The following is a 19954-nucleotide window of genomic DNA, read 5'->3' on the forward strand; positions in this document are numbered from 1 at the left end:
TTATGAATGTTTAGAAAGGGGTATGTACATTTTTTTGAAAAATAACCATAAATTTCATATATAATAACTCAACTTTCGCAGACTGAAATAGACAGGTATCCCTTGATATAGCTGGGAAGACCTGCAATCCATTGCTGTAGTTGACGTGTAATCATTTTTTGTACTTGTTTGTTGGTCTTTTTCAAAACATCTTCAAGAAGCTCAATCAGCTGTTGAAGAGCTACAGCCCAATCAAGGTCATTGATTTCATCACAAAGTTCATAAAACATTCCACCCAGCGTGCGGTCGTCGGTGCTACACCTATTCTGCCAGGATAATATGATATATCTGCTGAACACAATGGTTGTATGGCTGATCAGAGAATCATACGAACGTCCTTGGAATTCCTTTTGAAGACGTAAAAGAGACTTGGTCGTTTTAAAAAACACTTCGATATCCCATCGGATGCCATAGATACGAATAATCTCTTGGTCGCTCAAAGTACCATCGGTACTTAAGATGGCGAGCCAGTCGCTTTTTTTATTGCGGTTGCGGACGAATACCACCTTGACGGGAACTCCATTGGCTTGGACAGTATGAATGGATCGCAGAAGATCCTTCTTTCCTTTCGTCGGCTTGGCAAACCGGTAAAGTTCTTTTAAGCTCACGCGTTCTCCATTCACAATATAGCGTTGTTTCAGGTTTTTAACCATCCCAATGACATCCAAACCTTGGTCGGTAATGGCTTTAATCAACGGTTGTTGGGTGAACCAAGTATCCATCAAGACATAGGAGGCATCAATCCCCGTATCAAGTGCACGTTGAATCATAGGTGGAATCACTTCAGGAGCCGGTTTCAATGCCTCTGCTCGACGGCGATACCCTGAGCTGCGCTTGTCAATGTGTTCAGATATTTCTTGCAGGCGATTCTTGGAACTCAATAGCGCATAATCAAGAGGCATGAACGTAGAACCATCGGACCAGCCAAGCGTAAGCATACGGAATCCTTTATAGAAACGCATTTTCTGAGATGCGTGGTCAAAACAGCGGGATAAAAGTTCAACACTTTTGCTTCTATTTCTTTCAAAAGCGGAATCATCCAGGATTAATACTTTTGGCCGATCGTGATTCGTCAGCTGGGTGACCTTTTGAATCGTATGTGTACTTAAAAGAGTGAGGAAACGCCGCCAATTAAAGGTTGATGGATTAAGAAAGCGATAAACAGCATCTTTCCCAGGCAGCTCGTTTGACCTCTTTCCTTTAAGAGTCTGAAACCAGTTTTTATGCTCGAAAATTAAACAGAAAACCAACTGGAACACATATGCACAAGAAAACCCAAATGACTTTGTGATTCCGGCTTTTCGCAAGTGTTGAAGAACATTCAACTCAGTAAATGCAGATTTAATTTCATTTGGTAGTTGCTTAAAGTGGTTCGAATTCGCTATCATAAGGAGAGCACCTCTTTTGTTTTAGTGATTTCTCGACAATCTCACTATACCAAACAAAGGGTGCTTTTTTTATATTCAATTTTAAAATCAAGAGTGTTTCTTTATAGACAAGGTACCTAGAGACGACCGACTAGACCAGCTATTTTAAGGTGCGAAAGTTGAGTAATAATATTAATACGTTAATAGAGGGAAGGGGGTGGCGGACAGTGGCATTTCAAGCAATGGATTGGAAAGTGATTCAAAAAACCCGCTCTGATTTAACGGGAATGTTAACACATTTAACTAGAAGGCAGGATGACAAGAATTTAAATGCAATAGATGTTTTAATAAAGATCCTCAATGAAAAAAATCTTGCAGGTAGCACTAAAGGTTTTATTATTGGATCACAAGAGGTAGTTTGCTTTCAAGAGGCCCCTCTATATTCAAGAAATATAGGTGCCTGACCCCACATTTATTAAAGCTTTAAAGTGTGCGGGATCTGGCACCATTCTTTCCTAATGCATCGGAGTTTTCAAATTCGCTCACGGAACCAGTAGAAGAGACAAATTTGTCCGGGTAAGAATGGTTTGAGACGCGACGTGGCAAAGGGAAATTAGGTATCTGGAGTGATAAACTTGAAAGAAATGAAACTTGAAGTATGGAGACCTCATAATAAGATAATGGGTGAAATGGAGTACGTCGAAATTATTTTATCTAATAATCTTACATTAATCTTTGAGGACATAAAAGGAACTAAAATAAAGTTTATATATGATCAAAATATTGATGGAAGTGTTGTTTGGGCAAGCCGCTTTACTGATGACTTTATTAGAGGAGACATTTCTCATCTTGCTGCAGATGCAAGAGAAAGGGAATTAGGTTCCCGTACATCTCCTTGGTCATTGTATAAAGTGGTGGATAACTCCACATTTTTACAGTGGTATGATACTTTACCTGGTCCAGGAAGTAAGGAGTACCCACATGTTCAGCATCATGTGTTTGCTACGTCAGAAATTATTTACGAGATTCTAAGTGAGTATGAACCTAAAATAGAGATTATCAGCTAACTATAAAGCCCCTCATGTTATAGAGAGGCTTTAATTGTTTTATTTGTTCTTGTATCCAAGGGGGCAGGTTCCCTGGATCATATTCATATTGGGCCAAGGGACCTGTCCCCTTGGCTCTTTCACAAAATGGTTGCAATTTGCAAATAATTTTCATACAATGTGATTAAGAGGTGAAAATATTGGAAAATATTCGTGGGATGTTTCAAGTAATGACACGCCGGTTTGGCCTGCTTAACAAAAATTGCTGCAGTGTAGGAGGATGCGATATTTCTCTCATTCAGAGTCACATTCTTTATGAAATTGATAATCGGCACAAGCCATCCATACAACAAATTGCTGAAACCCTGGGGACAGATATTACTACCTTTAGCCGGCAGGTCCAATCATTAGTTAAGATGAATTTAGTTAAGAAAACACCAGACCCAGATGATAAACGGATCAATATTCTTTCACTGACTACAGAAGGAAAATATATCGCAGCGACAATTGATGAGCAAATGAATTCATTCTTGAACGAAGTTTTTTCTCACATGGATGAGCAGGAAAGAGAGACAGTCATCAACTCGATTCAATTATTGAATAACGCGATGGCTAACTCTAGTGTATGCTGCAAACCAATACAGGGATAATGCTCCTGTGATTAATAGTTGCAAATTGCAAATAATATATATATACAGTTCAGCTGAACAAGCGTTATCAATATTTAAATAAAAGAAAAGAGGAGATTATTTTGGCAAAGAAAAATAATATTTTAATTAATGAAAATGTCTGCTGTGGTACAAATGTTTGCCCATCAACTCAGAGTATTATGGTTGATAGTGAAACAAGTATACTTCCCGTTGCAGTTATAGGCGGAGGTCCTGTAGGGTTGGCAGCTGCAGCGCATTTGGCGAAAAACAGAATTCCATTCATCCTTTTAGAAGCGGGTTCACAAATAGGTGCAAACATTTTAACTTGGGGACATATACGATTATTTTCACCCTGGCAATACAATGTTGATAAAGCTGCTAAGGACTTGTTGAGGGCCAGCGGTTGGATACATCCGGATTTAGAAAGTTTGCCGACTGGACTGGAGCTGGTGGAACAGTATTTACAGCCGTTGTCTATGGTACCAGAAATTAAACCTTTCGTTCATCTCAATACTAAAGTTTTATCAATAGGCAGAAAAGATATGGATAAGATGAAGACGGCAAACCGGGAAAGTGTCCCATTCGTCATCCATGCTGAAAGTGATAGAGAGTATAAAACCTTTGAGGCCAAGGCAGTCATAGATGCTACAGGGACATGGGGAAATCCCAATCCTGCTGTTTCAAGCGGTATATGGCTCGCTGAAGAAAAGTCCCTTAAGGAAAAGATATTTTATGGAATTCCAGATATTCTGGGAAAGGAACGGCAGCGTTATGCCAATAAACGCATAGCTGTCGTTGGGGGCGGCCATTCAGCCATTAACGCATTATTGGATCTGGCCAAATTGAAGGAGACCTATCCTGATACGGAGATTTTATGGATGATGCGAAGGCAGCGGGTTGAGGATGCGTACGGCGGTGAAGAGAAGGATGCCCTTGAAGCCCGCGGACTTCTCGGCAGCAGGATTCATTATCTGGTAGATCATCAGCAATTGAAGGTCATTACTCCGTTCCGAATCCAATTAGTCAAAAAGAGAGAAGACAGAATTGAGTTAGCAGGCGACCAAAATGGCACACAGAAGAGCTATACCGGGATTGACGAAATGATTGTCAATACGGGAAGCCGTCCTGACTTTACAATCATAAATGAGCTTCGGACCTCTATAGACACAGCGACTGAAAGTGTGGAAGCTATAGCACCCTTGATTGATCCCAATATTCATAGCTGTGGTACTGTCCGTCCACACGGAGAAATGGAATTAAGACAGCCTGAAAAAGATTTTTATATTGTGGGTGCAAAAAGCTATGGCCGTGCGCCAACCTTCTTGATGGCAACAGGATATGAACAGGTTAGGTCAGTGGCGGCTTATTTAAGCGGTGACTTGGCGGCTGCTGAAAAAGTGGAGCTGGATCTGCCGGAAACAGGTGTCTGCAGCGTCAATCTTAATAGTAAGAGTTCCTCTTGTGGTGAATCTTCAACTTCCTGCTGCAATTAGCAGAAGTTTTATTAAAGGGGAAGCAGGCGCTGCCCCTAAGACAAAAGTAAAGGTGAGGCAAATGACTATTAATCATGCTGGATCACTTAAAAAAGAATATTTTATTTCTTATATGAACTTACTTATGAAGGCTTTTGAATGTTCAGTTGATGAAGCTAAAGAGAGAACCTTTGAACGGCTGTTTCGTCTAAATGAAAATGAAATGGGCAAGGAAACATTTGCACAATTTCACTTGGCGTATCAAGAATTATTGAAGCGCTCCAAAGAATCTTGAAGCTTTTTTCCTAAATGGCGACTCGTGCTTTTAAAATGGGGGCTGTGAGCCCTATTGTATAATCTTAGTGGAGGAAATCAATGATAAGTGAAACCGTTGTTCGAAGAGCTAGAGAATCAGACTTAACTGCTATTCTAAGCATTTATAATCAAGGAATAGCAGATCGGATAGCCACATTAGAAACAGAAGCAAAAGACCTTCTATATATGACACAATGGTTCAGGCAGCATCAGGATAGATATAGTGTCGTAGTTGCAGAAGAGGGAGGAAGCATAATCGGCTGGGCTTCCTTAAACCCCTATAATAACCGTTGTGCATATAATGGGGTAGCAGATATCTCAGTTTATATTTCGAGGCAATTCAGGGGGAAAGGAGTAGGGGGGAAACTCCTTTCTGCCTTAGAAGTCAAAGCCAGAGAAAATAACTTTCACAAATTAATTCTTTTTACTTTCCCATTTAACGGATTAGGACAGGGGCTTTATAAAAAACTGGGATTTCGGGCAGTGGGAATTTTTAAGAATCAAGGTGTCTTAGACGGGGAGTTTGTTGATGTAATGGCTATGGAAAAACTTCTATGACCTTGATCGCATATTAAAATGGCGGCTGAACAGCCGCCATTTGATTACTCTGTGTCCGTGAGTGTTTCAGCGATATTAACTCCATGCTCTCCGATGCGTCTTTTAAGATAAGCTAACACTTCACCAAAACCTTTTGAAACAATTCCCCCATAGGCAGTAATTCCCTTTTTACTTCTTCCAATGCCACAGAAGGATAGGTCAATACAAAGGAATCTATATGCTTGGATTTATACTTGATACCTGTCCTTTAATTAACGGTCATTCCCACCCCCAAAAAAACATAAACAGAATGATTCTAATCCATATTTGTATCCTTTCACCTTCATTGGTTCATAAACATATGCTTATAAAATAGTGTCTCATCAAAAAAATTATCATCACCGGACACTATTCAACATTCAATTATCAATCTATGAATATGAACAGATATAATATGGAGGCTGAGAATATGACTGCAATTGTCCTTCCTATCCTTTTCTGCGCCTTGTTTTTTGGTGTTGTTATAATGATTCTTAACATGGCCCCAAAGAACAGACTTCAGGAAAAGACGACGAAGAAGTATAAAAGGCATGATGAAAAACCTAAAAAGGGACATTAAAAATAAGTAAAGGTTTCTAAAAAAAAGCAAAATCTATTGCGCACATAAGTAAATTATTATATATTGATATCGTAAAGCGGGAGGTGAATACACGTTGAAAGTGTCCACAGTTGAAGTTGAAAAAGCTGCCAGTATCTTAAAGTTATTGGGTGATAAAACGCGGTTAACTATGCTGAAGATTCTGGATAATAATGATTGCTGTGTTTGTGAATTTGTTGAGATTTTTCAAATGAGCCAGCCAGCCATCAGCCAGCATATCCGAAAGCTAAAGGATGCAGATGTGGTAAGGGAAGCCAGGAGAGGCCAGTGGATCATTTATTCTCTGAACAAAGCGAGCGACTACTACCCGCTGGTGAAGGATGTACTGGATCACCTTCCGAGCCAGGATTATAAATTGAAAGAACTTGAAGAACGGGGATTAAGAATTTCATGTGAGTAAGAGGGGGTAACATGTTTTGACTCAAATAGTTTTGGCATCATTGATATTTCTGGCCACCCTCATATTGGTAATATGGCAGCCGAAAGGATTATCGATTGGCTGGTCTGCTTGTGGGGGAGCTATTCTTGCCTTGATTGTAGGAGTAGTTGACTTCAATGATGTGATTGATGTGACATCCATTGTCTGGAATGCAACGCTTGCTTTCATTGCCATCATCATTATTTCACTGATTCTGGACGAAATTGGATTCTTTGAATGGGCAGCTCTCCATATGGCAAGAGCAGCAAAAGGAAGCGGCGTTAGAATGTTTGTTTATGTTTCCATTTTGGGTGCGTTGGTTGCGGCATTTTTCGCCAATGATGGAGCCGCACTGATTCTTACGCCAATTGTGCTTGCGATGGTCAGAAACCTGAAATTTGATGAAAAAATGGTTTTCCCATTCATCATTGCGAGTGGATTTATTGCCGATACAACATCATTGCCGCTGGTTGTCAGCAACCTTGTTAATATCGTTTCGGCTGACTTTTTTGGAATCGGGTTTGTGGAATTTGCATCGAGGATGATTATTCCAAACTTCTTTTCACTCGCAGCAAGCATCATTGTCCTGTACTTATACTTTAGAAAAAGCATACCGAAGAATTATGATTTATCCCATCTGAAAGAACCTTCCGCAGCGGTTAGGGACAGCAAGATGTTTCGGCTGTCATGGCTTGTACTGGGAATCTTATTAATCGGCTACTTTGCAAGTGAATTTATTGGATTGCCTGTGTCAATCATTGCCGGAGTCGTTGCCATCTTCTTCTTAGTAATGGCACGCAGGAGCCCAGCCGTCAATACCCGCACAGTCATTAAAGGGGCACCTTGGGCAATTGTGTTTTTCTCCATCGGCATGTATGTAGTGGTATATGGGCTGAGAAACGTGGGCCTTACCAATGTGCTGGCTGATGTGATTCAAATGACAGCAGACCAGGGACTATTTGCGGCAACCATCGGGATGGGATTCATTGCAGCCATTCTTTCATCTGTGATGAATAATATGCCAACCGTCATGATTGACGCACTGGCCATTGCTGACACTGATACTAGTGGAGTGATCCGGGAAGCACTGATTTATGCAAATGTCATTGGATCTGATCTGGGGCCGAAGATTACACCTATTGGATCCCTGGCAACCCTTCTGTGGCTGCATGTATTGTCTCTAAAAGGAGTGAAAATCTCCTGGGGAACCTATTTCAAGACTGGAATTGTGCTAACCATTCCAACATTGTTCATCACATTAGTTGGTCTATATATTTGGTTAATGATCATCTAAAAAACTTACCTAAAAGGAGAACCTCAACATGACTAAAAAAACAATCTACTTTCTATGCACAGGAAACTCTTGCCGCAGCCAAATGGCAGAAGGATGGGCTAAGCAGCATTTAAGTGATGAGTGGAATGTATACAGTGCAGGAATTGAAGCACATGGTTTAAATCCGAATGCTGTAAAGGCCATGAAGGAAGCCGGCATCGACATCTCCAATCAGACTTCTGATATCATTGACACTGAAATTTTAAACAATGCGGACCTGGTTGTAACACTTTGCGGTGATGCAGCAGACAAGTGCCCGATGACTCCTCCTCATGTAAAACGCGAACACTGGGGATTTGACGATCCGGCCAAAGCCGAAGGAACCGAAGAAGAAAAATGGGCATTCTTCCAGCGTGTACGCGACGAAATCGGCGACCGCATCAAGACGTTTGCCGAAACTGGCAAGTAAAAGAAAATAGCCAAGAGAAATCACTCTCTTGGCTATCCTTTCACCTTGTGTATAAGTATATGCTTATCTTATTTTAAAGGAGCGATTTAAATGACAAAAGTGGAAATTTTTGATCCGGCCCTATGCTGCCCTACAGGTGTGTGCGGACCAAGTGTGGATCCGGTACTGACTAGAATGGCTTCTGCCGTATTTATTCTGGAAAAAAAGGGCTTTGACATTAAACGATTTAACTTGGCAAATGAACCTGCTGTATTTGCCGACAATAAAGAAGTCAACAAGGTTCTTCATGAAAAGGGGCCAGACGCCCTGCCGGTTACGCTGGTAAACGGATCAGTAGCCAAAGCGGGCAGATACCCATCTAACGAGGAATTGTCTCAATGGTTCGGGGTGGATGCTGACTCACTGGCTGAGAAAAAGCCCAGTGTTAAATTCAAAATCGACCTGAACTAGGAAGGAGGAATAAGCATGTTTCAACCTTTTGATACAAGGGCTGTTGCGAACACGAAATTCCTTTTCTTTACAGGGAAAGGTGGGGTGGGCAAAACCTCAACCGCTTGTGCTTCTGCTGTAAAGCTGGCTGATGAAGGAAAAAAGGTGCTGCTCGTCAGTACAGATCCTGCATCGAATTTGCAGGATGTGCTGGAGGTTGCTTTAACAAACACACCCATGCCCATTCCCGGAGTTTCCAATCTTTCAGCCTGCAATCTTGACCCGGAGGAGGCTGCACGCGCTTATCGCGAAAAGACAATCGGGCCTTATCGCGGCAAGCTTCCGGATTCAGTCGTAAATACAATGGAAGAACAGATGTCAGGTGCCTGTACAGTCGAGATTGCCGCGTTCGATGAATTCACCAGCTTGCTTTCAGATGCTTCTGTTGTAGAAGCGTACGACCACATCATTTTTGATACAGCACCAACAGGGCATACCCTTCGCCTCCTTCAGCTGCCAACAGCCTGGAGCGGCTTTTTGGAGGAAAGTACACATGGTGCCTCATGTCTGGGTCCTTTATCCGGACTAGCGGAGAAGAAGCAGATTTACTCCGTAACCATGGAAGCACTGGCCAATCCAGACCTGACCACACTGATTCTGGTGGCAAGGCCGGATGACTCATCTTTGCTGGAAGCAAGCCGTGCTTCCAGGGAATTAAAAGAGATTGGAATCAAGAACCAAAGTCTGATTATCAATGGGTTCATGCAGTCGCATATTCCTGATGATGAGGTTTCAGCATCTTTTTTCCACCGTCAGCGGAGTGCATTAAAAAGGATGCCGGACGAATTGAAGCAAGTGGCTGCTTATTCTATTCCGTTTGTATCATATTCCCTTACAGGGCTTAACAATCTGCGCTACCTATTTAAGCAGTTTACGCTTCCGCAGACAGGATTGGCTATTGATCAAAAGTTCTTCAATTTGCCTGGATTAAGTGATGTTATTGAAGACTTTTCGTCCAGCGGCACCCGGGTCATCTTCACAATGGGCAAGGGTGGAGTTGGTAAAACCACAATGGCATCTGCCATTGCAGTTGGTTTAGCAGAAAAAGGTCCTCGTGTGCATTTGACCACCACTGATCCTGCTGCTCATCTTGAATTTGTTTTTCAGAACAGCCAGTTGAATCAAAACCTGACTATCAGCCGGATTGATCCGAAAAAAGAAGTTGAGGCCTATAAGGCCGAGGTACTGTCCAATGTAAGGGATGAACTGGATGATGAGTCTTTAGCTTATATAGAAGAGGACTTAAATTCCCCATGTACTGAAGAAATTGCCGTATTCAGAGCATTCGCAGAAGTTGTGGCGAAATCGGAGAATGAAGTGGTGGTCATAGATACTGCCCCATCAGGACATACCCTGCTGCTTTTGGACGCAGCACAGTCGTTTCATAAAGAACTTGCCCGCTCTACGGGTGATATACCTGAAAGTGTCCAAATGCTTCTTCCAAGGTTAAGGAACCCAAAGGAAACGGGTGTCGTCATTGTGACATTGGCTGAAGTAACTCCTGTGCTGGAAGCTGGCAGGCTGCAGGAGGATTTGAAACGTGCGGATATCACACCCAAGTGGTGGCTGATTAACCAAAGTCTGTATGCGACAGAAACAAAGGATCCTGTTCTAAACGGAAGAGCAGGTGCCGAATTTAGCTGGATTGAAAAAGTGGCCGATGAGCTGAGCGAGAAATGCGCCATTGTCCCGATTCAGGGCGAAGCAGGCACTGGATATCAGGAATTGAAGAAGTTCATCAACCACTAATGGAGGGATTAGGATGGAAAAAGTCGTTATTTTAGGGACCGGTCCAGCTGGATTGACAGCTGCCATCTATTTAGCGCGAGCAAATATGGAGCCGCTGGTGATTGAGGGCACACAGCCAGGAGGACAATTGACGTTAACAACCGAAGTAGAGAATTTTCCCGGGTTTGTTGATGGTGTAATGGGTCCTGAATTAATGGACAATATGAGAAAACAGGCAGAAAGATTTGGAGCCAGGTTTGAAAGGGGATGGGTCACTGAAACAGACCTCTCGCAAAAGCCATTTATACTAAATGTGAGCGGATTAGGAGAGATACAAACAGAAGCGCTGATTCTTTCCACCGGTGCATCTGCTAAACTTCTGGATGTTCCTGGTGAATCAGAAAATATCGGACGGGGAGTCAGCACATGTGCCACTTGTGACGGATTCTTTTATCGGGGCAAGAAAGTAATAATCGTTGGAGGCGGAGATTCGGCTATGGAAGAAGCAGGCTTCTTAACGAAGTTTGCTTCCGAAGTGACCATTGTTCACCGACGTGACGAACTCCGTGCTTCAAAAATTATGCAGGACCGCGCGAAAGAGAATCCGAAAATATCCTGGGCGCTTAACAACACACCGATTGAAGTGGTATCAGATGAAATCAAAGTAACAGGCTTAAAAGTCCGAAACAATGTGACTGGAAAAGAAGAGGTAATTGAAACAGACGGAATTTTCGTGGCGATTGGACATACACCAAATACAGCTTTCCTCAATGGGCAAATTGAAACAGACGAAACAGGCTATATTCATGTTGTCCCTGGTACAGCAGAAACCAATATCCCTGGCGTTTTTGCCTGCGGGGATGTACAAGATAAGAAATATCGCCAGGCAATTACAGCTGCAGGGACAGGATGCATGGCAGCACTTGATGCCGAACGATATCTTGAAGGAACGGCAACACATGATTGGAGCAAATCATTAAAAAAGGCGGGAACAGCATGACAAAAAATTATCATGAACTTATTAAAGATCGCATCTACATTGGCGGTGCAGATGATGTGAAAGAAATGATGAAAAATGAAAAAGCAGATGTAATTTTCGATCTTCGGGCAGAGGCTTCTGAAGCGGACTATGAGCGGATTCACAGCCCGATTGTAGATGATGCCGGGAAACAGGATGAATCCATTAAACAGTCTGTTGAGCATGTGGTAAATGCCTATAATAAAGGGGAAAAAGTATACTTCCACTGTGGAGGCGGAAGCAATCGTACAGGGACTGTTGCGATTGGTACATTACTCTCTTTAGGGAAAGCCAAGACGATTGGGGAAGCAGAAGAAATGGCTAAGGCCGTCCGGCCAAAAATCAATGTGAAGCCAGAGATGAAAGAGTCCCTTCAGCGCCTTTTCCCTAATGCTTGATTAAAATAATAAGTCAGTCTATATAAAATACTGGAGGGTGAGGAGAACGTGAATATCACAGATCCGGCTCGTGATTTCTTGAAACAATTGTTTAAAGAACACAATGCCAAAAACATACGTTTTTATTTTGCAGGCTTTGGCTGAGGACAGCCAAAGGTAGGACTGGCTCTGGATGAACCAGGTGAAGAGGACAAAATTATTAACGTAAACAGCATTACGGTGGCAATTGAACCTAACATCGAAACGATAGCACAAGACCTCGTATTAGACTTTAGCAAGGAAGCCAATGGACTTGTGCTATCCGGGAATGAAAGTGATTGCTGTTAGGCCTGTTTAGAGGAGATGGGGAAATGCCATCTCCTCTTTTTTCTAATAAGTTTGAACCATCTTCTTTGTGAAGTTTTACACTATAAACTATAGGCAGCTTTTTTCTTAATTAACAATAGGGACAGGTTAGCATTCCTGTAGATCACTAATTTTGAGCTTTGATAAAAATAGGGCTCCTCAGTAAGATATGAGTAAGACACGACTCAAACTCAAACTCAACCTTAAGGAGGAACCCTTACTATGAAGTTTAAAATGCAGGACAAACAAAATCAACTAATAGAAAGAATTACAGATACACATCTTGTGGTTGGTGTGGATATAGCACAACAGTTTCACGTAGCCAGAGCAGTGAATTTCCGTGGCATTGTCGTAGGAGATCCAATCACTTTTCCAAACAACGAAGAGGGATTTTCGTCCCTGTTAATCTGGATTAATAACCTTAAAAGATTACATAAACTTGAGGCTGCCATAGTTGGTATGGAACCTACCGGTCATTATTGGATTAACCTTTCTAAATGGCTGATGAAACAGGATATTGAGGTAGTGACAGTTAACCCTCATTTGGTGAAAAGAAATAAAGAAAACCGTGATAATACCCAATCAAAGAGTGATAAAAAAGACGCTCTTGTAATAGCTGATATGGTGAAGAACGGTTACTACGCTTTTGTAAGGAATACTTCTGAGTCGTTTGAAAAGCTCAGGGTACTCATGTCAAATCGGGATGTAATTGTTAAGAGGCTTGTAAGCTCGATTAATCAATTGAATCGCTGGGTGGATATTGTCTTCCCCGAGCTTAGGCAAGTATTTAAAGACATCACTGCTAAAGGGGCCATCGCAACACTTCGGCTTTTCCCATCTCCAATGGAACTGGGTTCCATGAAGCCGGAAGAGGTCGTGGATGGGTGGAAGTCACTCATGAAGCGGCAGCCTGGATTAAAGAAAGCCTATTTACTCCTCAATGTAGCCAGGAAATCAGTTGGTACAAGACAAGCATTAGATGCTTATAAATTTCATCTTGAGCAATTACTCGAAGAGTATGATCTTGCGATTCAACAACTTGAAAGAGTTGAAATGGCAATTAAGGATGAACTACCTAAAATACCTTTCGCAAATAAGTTGCTTATGATTAAGGGAATTAGTGAAATTTCGTTAGCTGGTATATTAGGGGAAGCAGGAGATTTAAGTGGATTTTCACACGGCAATTCTCTACTTCGCCATGCAGGACTGCATCTCGCTGAAGCTAGTTCAGGGAAGTGGAAAGGACAAATTGTCATTTCCAAGCGTGGAAGATCAAGGCTGAGGCGATTCCTTTATTTAGCCACTATGAGCCTAGTGATGAACAACCCGGAATTCAAAGCCATTCATTCCAACAATGTGAAAGTCAAGAAAATGAAAAAGATGAAATCTATTATGAAATTAGTTGGTAAGTTGGCCAGAATATTTGTAGGAATAGCACGTAAAAATGAATCGTATTGTGCCAAGAAAGTTCAACCTTTTACGGAGTTGGCAGCTTAGGCAAATCAATCGTTAGTTCTCGAAGAGAGCTATTGAATCGAGTGTTGGCTTATTCGCAGGATTTCAAATATGTACGGAGTACCAGGTTTCTTCAACAAAAGGGCACTGACCCATCAGGTTAGCAAAACTGGCCTCCACCCCTTGGATAGGCATGACGAAGGAATGAGAGGGCAATTGACCCGTTGAGACATGGGAGGGATAGCCTCCAGGGGCGGCGTGGAGAAGTACATTATATGGTAGAATATGGAGTATAATCCTACTCCTCTATTTAACTATGTCTTCACGTAGCCATTTGTCCAGAATCCACTCCTATCAATTAAAAACTTTATATCCATAGAGGATGAAATCCTGCGAATAAGCGAGTATTCGTGAGAAAATCGTATTAAACTGAGGGAGTTGAAGAAGGCCGTTTAATTATTTTTGAAACCCTGTACATTGAAAAAGACTGCTAATAAATAGCAGTCATTCTTAAGGCTTCCCGAAGTAAAAGAATATCAAGGTAGATGTTGGTACGGACTTGGCTATCGTTGCAATTATTGAGATCAATTAGTAAGCGACCAAGTTCTTTAATTATTAGTAAGCGTTCCTCTACACTTACCATAGCGATCTCTCCTTTACATAGGACAAGACACTATGTCTTTTAACACTAACACTTTAGTATCCAATTACCAACGAACAGAACGATAAAAATATGTATTAGATTGTCAACAAGTCAAATCTATTTTTGCAAACAGGGCAGTTGGTAAAAATCTCTGATTAAAAGCCACTTTATAAATTACGCATAGAGTTCTTTATAAGGTAAGGGAGATAATCTGCCTCACTTAAGATAAAGCCTCCATTTCTTCGTTTTCGCTAAAGGAACATGTCCGTAAGCAACTTAAAGATAAGGGATACGAATATATATATCTTTTTTAACGAAATTGAAACAATCCAAACCCAACCATAGTTAACTTTAATACAAATGATAAAGCATGACATAGCAGAAGCATCCAAATATAATAATTCTTCTATCATTGAATAATAAAATATAAACCACTGGCATAAAAGAGACATTAAGATGATAGCGTAGGGGAGCAAGGGAAGCGGCCAGCTCCATGATAATTTTGTGCAGCTTGAATTGGGATATGGATATTAACATATAATAACGGAATGGATAAGTGTATGTTTAGGGATAGAGGTTGATAAGGGATGAAACCATCGTATGAAGATGTTAAAGAAGCTAGAGAATTATTAAAAGAAGTTGCTTTTAAACATTGGATTCAAGATGATTTATTCACTTGGAAATGGTGGGTATTACTTGCTGCCACAATTATACCCTGGATTTTATGGCTTAAATTTCATGATAAAAGGAGAACATTTATAATTTTAAGCTATGGACTTATCTGGGCAACTGCGGCTTCACTTTTTGATGTCATTGGCGGAGAATTGATCCTATGGGGATACCCAGACAAATTGTTGCCAATGGTCCCTCCTTTGTTTCCGGCAGATATTACAGTAATTCCTGTTTTATTTATGTTTATTTACCAGCTTTCTAAAAAGTTTTATAGTTATTTTATTTTGTCTGTGCTAGGATCGGCACTGTTTGCTTATGTCTTTGAACCCCTATTTATTAAGGGAGAAATGTTTATTTTACATAACTGGACACATACAAAGTCCTTCTTAGGATTTATTCTTCTATCTCAGATTGTGTATGTGATAACAGCCAGACTTAAATCGAGTATATAGCCTTGAAATGTTTCCAAGTATTTATCATTTAACTAAATGTGTCTCCGAATTTAAATTAGGGGCCTATGGTGAAGATCAGCTGCCAAAACAGACAGATCTCTATTTAAAAAAGAGATATCATTTCTGTAATTAGTTTCATCTGTGAATGATTGTACTTAAACTCAGAAAAATCCGGCTAACCTTATATTACGAACGGGTGCTTATGTTCCAGATCTGCTGCCAAACCAGGCAGCTTTTCTTATTTCATAAAAGGGGAAGCTTAGTTTGAGTGTATTCTTTCACGATTTACATATTGACCTCCACGTTCCCCATTGCTTTAACTATTATATATACCAACATCCCCGTCTCAAAGCAACACCCTCTAATAAATATTGGTGAGTGTACACATTTGTTAAAGGATGCAACTAAACTATAGGGTATTTATGTTTTATTTCATTAAAAGGGCCTTTTTGTTAGACAATATGTGATATATTCAAAATATCAACTTAGTATTAAAGGGTGTATTAGGTGATTCATGTAATAGCTTTATTTATACTTGCAGGAGTTTGTGAAATTGGTGGAGGTTATTTAATTTGGTTATGGCTAAGAGAGGGGAAGCCGTATTATTGGGGAGTAGCTGGTGGAATAGCGTTAGCCCTGTACGGTGTAATCGCCACCTTTCAAACCTTTCCCTCATTCGGAAGAGTATATGCTGCCTATGGTGGAGTATTTATCGTTTTGTCTGTTCTATGGGGATGGGGAATTGATAAAAAAACACCTGATATATTTGATTGGGCAGGTGCAGGATTATGTTTAATAGGTGTTTCTGTGATGTTATTTGCCCCACGCCAATAAATGATCAGCTGCCAAATAAGGCAGCTTTTCTTTTTGCTGTTCCTGATCAGAGCTTGATAACGCAATTAAATCAATCTCCTTGTATTCTTCAATAAAAAGGAATTGAATATGAGCAAAATAGGGGAAGGATATTTTCCTTTTGGGGTTATTATGCAAAATTCCCTTTTGCATTCCTCCAGCAAAGGTATTTCGAACATCAAATCATGCTTCAACTCTGTCCGAACTGTGGTGGAGGAAAGAAATCCTATGCCCGAAATATTCAAAATTGCTTGTTTTATTCCTTCATTACTCGTGACTTCAAAGATATTATTTGGCTTAAAATTTGATTTATCGAATTCACTCTGAACGCATTCTCTTGTATGTGAGCCGTTTTCCCTCAGTAAAAGCGTTTCATTTTCCAAATCCTTCAAAGATTGTATATCCTCATACTTCTCTTTTGCTTGAAAAGAGCAATATGCACTTATTCTATCCTGAAGCAAAGGTTGATAATTAAATCTGGAATCGTTCATACTTTTGGCTACGATTGCAAGATCAATTTGATTTTCTGTCAATTTTTCAATGATGGTCGAGGTGTTATCGATTACCAAATTCACTCTTATATTAGGGTGCTTTTTTTGAAATTCAATCACCATGTTAGTTATGACAAAAGTTCCTATCGTGGTACCACATCCGACAGAGAGGTCCCCACTTTCTAGGTTGGAGAGTGATAAAAGTGACTTTTCCGCCTGGTCAGCTAATGAAATTATCTGTATGGCATACCTTAAAAGTTGTTTGCCCGCATCAGTCAGTTCTACTTTTTTCTTTGTGCGGTAAAACAGGGGAATCTTGTAATAGCTTTCTAACGCTTCAATTTGTCTTGATACAGCTGGTTGGCTTAAAGACAGTTCTTCAGCAGCTTTGGTGAAATTTAAATGAGCCGCTACAGCATAAAATGTTTTTAATCGGTGAATTTCCATGTCTATTCACTCCTTAAAATAAAGATGATAAACTTTAGCATAAGAGAGAAAGGAGGGGTTAGAGTGAAACCTCAAATCTCATTGACTTCATACTCAACAGGTTCTGGCTGAGCGAGTAAGATACGGTCCTCAGACCTTACGCAAGTTTTGCGTAATATCCCCATACCGCAAGATGATAAATTGTTAGCTGGATTAGGCGAGGATGCCCTCGGATATAAATGGCAGAACGAAATTATGGTTCAATCAGTTGTTCTTATTACACCTATCGTAGACGATCCGTATCAATTCGGAGCAATTGCTGCTGCTAATGCTTTGAGTGATCTTTATGCAAAAGGGGCAGATTCAATATTTGGTTTAAACATCATTGGCTTTCCTTCATCTTCCCTCCCCTTGCACTACCTTGAGGAGATTATCAAGGGCGGAGTAGAAAAAATAGGAGAAGCGGGTGCGTATATTGCAGGAGGACATACAATTGACGACACCAGTCCCAAGTATGGTCTAGCTGTGACGGGCAAAATACCTGCGGGTGAAAAATTTATTCAGAAGAATGGAGCATGCCCAGGTGATGCCATTGTTATAACTAAACCAATAGGAAATGGTATTTATACCACCGCGATTGACCAGAAAACCGCCAATAGGGAGCAGCAGGAAATTGTTGTAGCACAAATGATGCAATTAAATAAAGAAGCTTCCTTGGCTATGAGAAAAGTCAATGTACATGCCTGTACAGACATCACTGGTTTCGGCTTGCTCGGACATCTATTTGAAATAGCCGACAAAAGTCAAATTTCTATTGAATTGGATTTGAAAAAAGTTCCTTATCTGAATGATGTCTTTTCATTATTAAAAAGTGGGGCAACTTCAGAAGGAATGTTCAATAACCTTTTTACATATAAAAATAATGTGCGGTATACTACCACAGTTACACCGGAAGAAGAATGGCTCCTTCATGACCCGCAAACATCGGGCGGTTTGCTCATTGTATTGCCACAAGACGAGGCCAAAAAGCTACAGTTATTGCTTTCAAATGCCGGTGTTAAGTCTCATGTAATTGGAAAAGTGATTGTTAAAAGTGATTTCTCCGTTATTACTAAAAATTCAATTATATAAAAGCAACCTCAGCAACCGCTTTGGTTGCTTTTTTATTTTCAACTAATGCATATTATGCATTACAACTATAATTATAATGCATTTCCTTTATTAGTTGAATCGTCTTACAATGAAAGCACTGGGGATTCAACTTATTATTATAAGGAATTTTAGACCTCTTTGGCATTTAGCCGTGATGATTCTTATTAGAAAGGCAGGGGGTAATATATGTCTAGTAAAGCTTCACCTCCGGAACAAAGCCTTATAGATTCTCCTGAAAAGCAAAAAAAGCTTTATAAACGAACATTAATAACTGTCAGTATTTCTCAGATTTTCGGTGGGGCTGGCTTAGCTGCGGGAATAACTGTGGGTGCTCTCCTTGCTCAACAGATGATGGGAACCGATGCATATGCCGGTCTTCCTGCTGCTCTCTTCACTTTAGGCTCAGCTGGTGCAGCCTATGCAGTGGGTAGGCTATCTCAACGATACGGTAGACGCACTGGCTTAACGATTGGTTTTACGGTTGGAGGGCTAGGGGCACTAGGTGTGGTGATTGCTGCAATCATTAATAGTATTTTGTTATTATTTGTTTCACTTTTAATATATGGAGCTGGTACAGCGACAAATCTACAAGCAAGGTATGCGGGTACTGATTTAGCAAATAAGAACCAGCGTGCAACGGCTGTCAGTACAGCAATGGTATTTACCACATTCGGTGCTTTTGCAGGTCCTAATTTAGTGGACTTCATGGGACGGTTAGCTCTTTCCATTGGCGTTCCAGCCCTTGCAGGACCTTTTATTTTATCTGGAGCTGCATTCATTTCTGCAGGTTTGGTCATCTTTCTAATGCTTCGGCCTGATCCCTTCTTAATTGTAAAAGCATCGGAAACGAATAAACCGAAGCATGAAGAAGTCTCAACAGTGAATGACCAACCATTGAATAATAAAAATGGAATCACGGTGGGAGCGACCATTATGATCCTTACTCAAATGGTCATGATCGCAATCATGACCATGACCCCCGTACACATGGAACATCATGGACATGGTCTAGATGCAATTGGTTTAGTGATTGGTGTTCATATTGGATCTATGTATCTTCCTTCTCTTGTAACAGGAATTCTTGTCGATAAGATTGGGCGAATGGCGATGGCTTGTGCTTCTGGGATTACCCTTCTTGCTTCAGGCATTCTGGCTGCCATGGCACCTGGGGATTCTATGATATCCTTATTGATTGCTCTTGCCCTTCTGGGGATAGGGTGGAATTTCGGCCTGATTAGTGGTACTGCTCAAATTGTTGACTCGACAGAACCGACTAAAAGGGCCAAGACTCAAGGAGCAGTAGACGTCTTCATTGCATTAGCAGGGGCTTCTGGAGGAGCCTTGTCCGGCATGGTGGTTGCACACTCAAGTTACTCCATTTTATCATTGGCTGGAGGATTGTTATCTTTAGTTTTAATTCCGGTGGTTCTAAAGTTTCGCCGCTAGTTCGTCTTATATATATGAATGTTTATAACCTAGCTTAAAGCTGCCAAACCAGGCAGCTTTTCTTCTTTTAAGTTTGAAGAATAGAGTTGCCGCGTCTTCAGGTGGCTTTTTCAATTAGTTTAAATTGATAATTAAACTAACAA

At 40.8% G+C, this 19954-nt stretch carries 20 protein-coding genes; 18 read left to right on the top strand and 2 right to left on the bottom strand.

What is annotated here, in order from left to right:
* Positions 1–68: 68 nt before the first annotated feature.
* Positions 69–1427 carry an IS4 family transposase gene (locus tag FZD51_RS15080; RefSeq protein WP_148975533.1) on the bottom strand — a complete coding sequence of 453 codons (1359 nt, stop codon included), beginning with the start codon at positions 1425–1427 and terminating at the stop codon, positions 69–71.
* 206 nt (positions 1428–1633) lie between these two features.
* Here FZD51_RS15080 and FZD51_RS15085 point away from each other — a divergent pair, with 206 nt between their 5' ends.
* The 16 genes from FZD51_RS15085 to FZD51_RS15160 all read left to right on the top strand — a co-directional run bounded on the left by FZD51_RS15085 (position 1634) and on the right by FZD51_RS15160 (position 16278).
* The gene (locus FZD51_RS15085) at positions 1634–1870 is read left to right on the top strand and encodes a hypothetical protein (RefSeq protein WP_148975534.1); all 237 of its coding nucleotides are present in this window, start codon (positions 1634–1636) and stop codon (positions 1868–1870) included.
* A gap of 171 nt (positions 1871–2041) precedes the next feature.
* Positions 2042–2473 carry a hypothetical protein gene (locus FZD51_RS15090; RefSeq protein ID WP_148975535.1) on the top strand — a complete coding sequence of 144 codons (432 nt, stop codon included), beginning with the start codon at positions 2042–2044 and terminating at the stop codon, positions 2471–2473.
* 179 nt (positions 2474–2652) lie between these two features.
* A complete protein-coding gene (locus FZD51_RS15095) occupies positions 2653–3102 on the top strand; it encodes a MarR family winged helix-turn-helix transcriptional regulator (RefSeq protein WP_148975536.1) in 450 nt (149 codons plus the stop codon).
* A 179-nt stretch (positions 3103–3281) separates the two neighbouring features.
* Positions 3282–4595 carry an NAD(P)-binding domain-containing protein gene (locus FZD51_RS15100; RefSeq protein ID WP_148975770.1) on the top strand — a complete coding sequence of 438 codons (1314 nt, stop codon included), beginning with the start codon at positions 3282–3284 and terminating at the stop codon, positions 4593–4595.
* A complete protein-coding gene (locus tag FZD51_RS15105; protein WP_262380927.1) occupies positions 4564–4869 on the top strand; it encodes a hypothetical protein in 306 nt (101 codons plus the stop codon). Before FZD51_RS15100 ends, FZD51_RS15105 begins: the two co-directional genes overlap by 32 nt.
* An 80-nt stretch (positions 4870–4949) precedes the next feature.
* Positions 4950–5447, top strand: coding sequence for an arsinothricin resistance N-acetyltransferase ArsN1 family A (locus tag FZD51_RS15110; protein WP_148975537.1), 498 nt, complete (start codon positions 4950–4952; stop codon positions 5445–5447).
* Between the two features lie 692 nt (positions 5448–6139).
* Entirely contained in the window at positions 6140–6484 is a 345-nt protein-coding gene (locus FZD51_RS15115; protein ID WP_148975538.1) for an ArsR/SmtB family transcription factor, read from the top strand.
* A 16-nt stretch (positions 6485–6500) separates the two neighbouring features.
* Positions 6501–7796: an arsenic transporter gene (locus FZD51_RS15120; protein WP_148975539.1), complete on the top strand. Its 1296-nt coding sequence runs from the start codon at positions 6501–6503 to the stop codon at positions 7794–7796.
* A gap of 28 nt (positions 7797–7824) precedes the next feature.
* Positions 7825–8244 (top strand): arsenate reductase (thioredoxin), encoded by a 420-nt coding sequence (gene arsC, locus FZD51_RS15125; RefSeq protein WP_009792031.1) that lies wholly within the window; start codon positions 7825–7827, stop codon positions 8242–8244.
* 90 nt (positions 8245–8334) lie between these two features.
* Positions 8335–8694, top strand: a complete 360-nt coding sequence (arsD, locus tag FZD51_RS15130; protein ID WP_148975540.1) for an arsenite efflux transporter metallochaperone ArsD — start codon at positions 8335–8337, stop codon at positions 8692–8694.
* A gap of 15 nt (positions 8695–8709) precedes the next feature.
* Positions 8710–10482 carry an arsenical pump-driving ATPase gene (gene arsA / locus FZD51_RS15135; protein WP_148975541.1) on the top strand — a complete coding sequence of 591 codons (1773 nt, stop codon included), beginning with the start codon at positions 8710–8712 and terminating at the stop codon, positions 10480–10482.
* 13 nt (positions 10483–10495) lie between these two features.
* Positions 10496–11461 (top strand): thioredoxin-disulfide reductase, encoded by a 966-nt coding sequence (gene trxB / locus FZD51_RS15140; RefSeq protein WP_148975542.1) that lies wholly within the window; start codon positions 10496–10498, stop codon positions 11459–11461.
* Complete coding sequence (locus FZD51_RS15145) at positions 11458–11877, top strand: protein-tyrosine phosphatase family protein (protein WP_148975543.1); 420 nt, start codon at positions 11458–11460, stop codon at positions 11875–11877. Before trxB ends, FZD51_RS15145 begins: the two co-directional genes overlap by 4 nt.
* Before the next feature lie 567 nt (positions 11878–12444).
* Positions 12445–13719 carry an IS110 family RNA-guided transposase gene (locus FZD51_RS15150; protein WP_148975544.1) on the top strand — a complete coding sequence of 425 codons (1275 nt, stop codon included), beginning with the start codon at positions 12445–12447 and terminating at the stop codon, positions 13717–13719.
* A 1188-nt stretch (positions 13720–14907) separates the two neighbouring features.
* Positions 14908–15444: a CBO0543 family protein gene (locus FZD51_RS15155; protein ID WP_148975545.1), complete on the top strand. Its 537-nt coding sequence runs from the start codon at positions 14908–14910 to the stop codon at positions 15442–15444.
* Positions 15445–15951: 507 nt separating this feature from the next.
* A complete protein-coding gene (locus FZD51_RS15160) occupies positions 15952–16278 on the top strand; it encodes a YnfA family protein (protein ID WP_148975546.1) in 327 nt (108 codons plus the stop codon).
* Between the two features lie 65 nt (positions 16279–16343).
* Here FZD51_RS15160 and FZD51_RS15165 read toward each other — a convergent pair whose 3' ends face one another.
* The gene (locus FZD51_RS15165) at positions 16344–17234 is read right to left on the bottom strand and encodes a LysR family transcriptional regulator (protein ID WP_148975547.1); all 891 of its coding nucleotides are present in this window, start codon (positions 17232–17234) and stop codon (positions 16344–16346) included.
* A gap of 120 nt (positions 17235–17354) precedes the next feature.
* Here FZD51_RS15165 and selD point away from each other — a divergent pair, with 120 nt between their 5' ends.
* Both selD and FZD51_RS15175 read left to right on the top strand, forming a co-directional pair.
* Positions 17355–18344, top strand: coding sequence for a selenide, water dikinase SelD (gene selD / locus FZD51_RS15170; RefSeq protein ID WP_148975548.1), 990 nt, complete (start codon positions 17355–17357; stop codon positions 18342–18344).
* Between the two features lie 207 nt (positions 18345–18551).
* Complete coding sequence (locus FZD51_RS15175; protein ID WP_148975549.1) at positions 18552–19811, top strand: MFS transporter; 1260 nt, start codon at positions 18552–18554, stop codon at positions 19809–19811.
* Positions 19812–19954: the final 143 nt, after the last annotated feature.

Source organism: Bacillus infantis (genome assembly GCF_008180445.1).
GTDB lineage: Bacteria > Bacillota > Bacilli > Bacillales > Cytobacillaceae > Bacillus_AB > Bacillus_AB infantis_B.

Bases quoted from the DNA above. Each gene is read 5' to 3' on its own strand.
- FZD51_RS15110 (WP_148975537.1), top strand. From the start codon at position 4,950: ATGATAAGTGAAACCGTTGTTCGAAGAGCTAGAGAATCAGACTTAACT.
- FZD51_RS15150 (WP_148975544.1), top strand. From the start codon at position 12,445: ATGAAGTTTAAAATGCAGGACAAACAAAATCAACTAATAGAAAGAATT.
- FZD51_RS15175 (WP_148975549.1), top strand. From the start codon at position 18,552: ATGTCTAGTAAAGCTTCACCTCCGGAACAAAGCCTTATAGATTCTCCT.
- FZD51_RS15155 (WP_148975545.1), top strand. From the start codon at position 14,908: ATGAAACCATCGTATGAAGATGTTAAAGAAGCTAGAGAATTATTAAAA.
- FZD51_RS15145 (WP_148975543.1), top strand. From the start codon at position 11,458: ATGACAAAAAATTATCATGAACTTATTAAAGATCGCATCTACATTGGC.
- FZD51_RS15100 (WP_148975770.1), top strand. From the start codon at position 3,282: ATGGTTGATAGTGAAACAAGTATACTTCCCGTTGCAGTTATAGGCGGA.
- FZD51_RS15080 (WP_148975533.1), bottom strand. From the start codon at position 1,427: ATGATAGCGAATTCGAACCACTTTAAGCAACTACCAAATGAAATTAAA.
- arsA (WP_148975541.1), top strand. From the start codon at position 8,710: ATGTTTCAACCTTTTGATACAAGGGCTGTTGCGAACACGAAATTCCTT.
- FZD51_RS15165 (WP_148975547.1), bottom strand. From the start codon at position 17,234: ATGGAAATTCACCGATTAAAAACATTTTATGCTGTAGCGGCTCATTTA.
- arsD (WP_148975540.1), top strand. From the start codon at position 8,335: ATGACAAAAGTGGAAATTTTTGATCCGGCCCTATGCTGCCCTACAGGT.
- arsC (WP_009792031.1), top strand. From the start codon at position 7,825: ATGACTAAAAAAACAATCTACTTTCTATGCACAGGAAACTCTTGCCGC.
- trxB (WP_148975542.1), top strand. From the start codon at position 10,496: ATGGAAAAAGTCGTTATTTTAGGGACCGGTCCAGCTGGATTGACAGCT.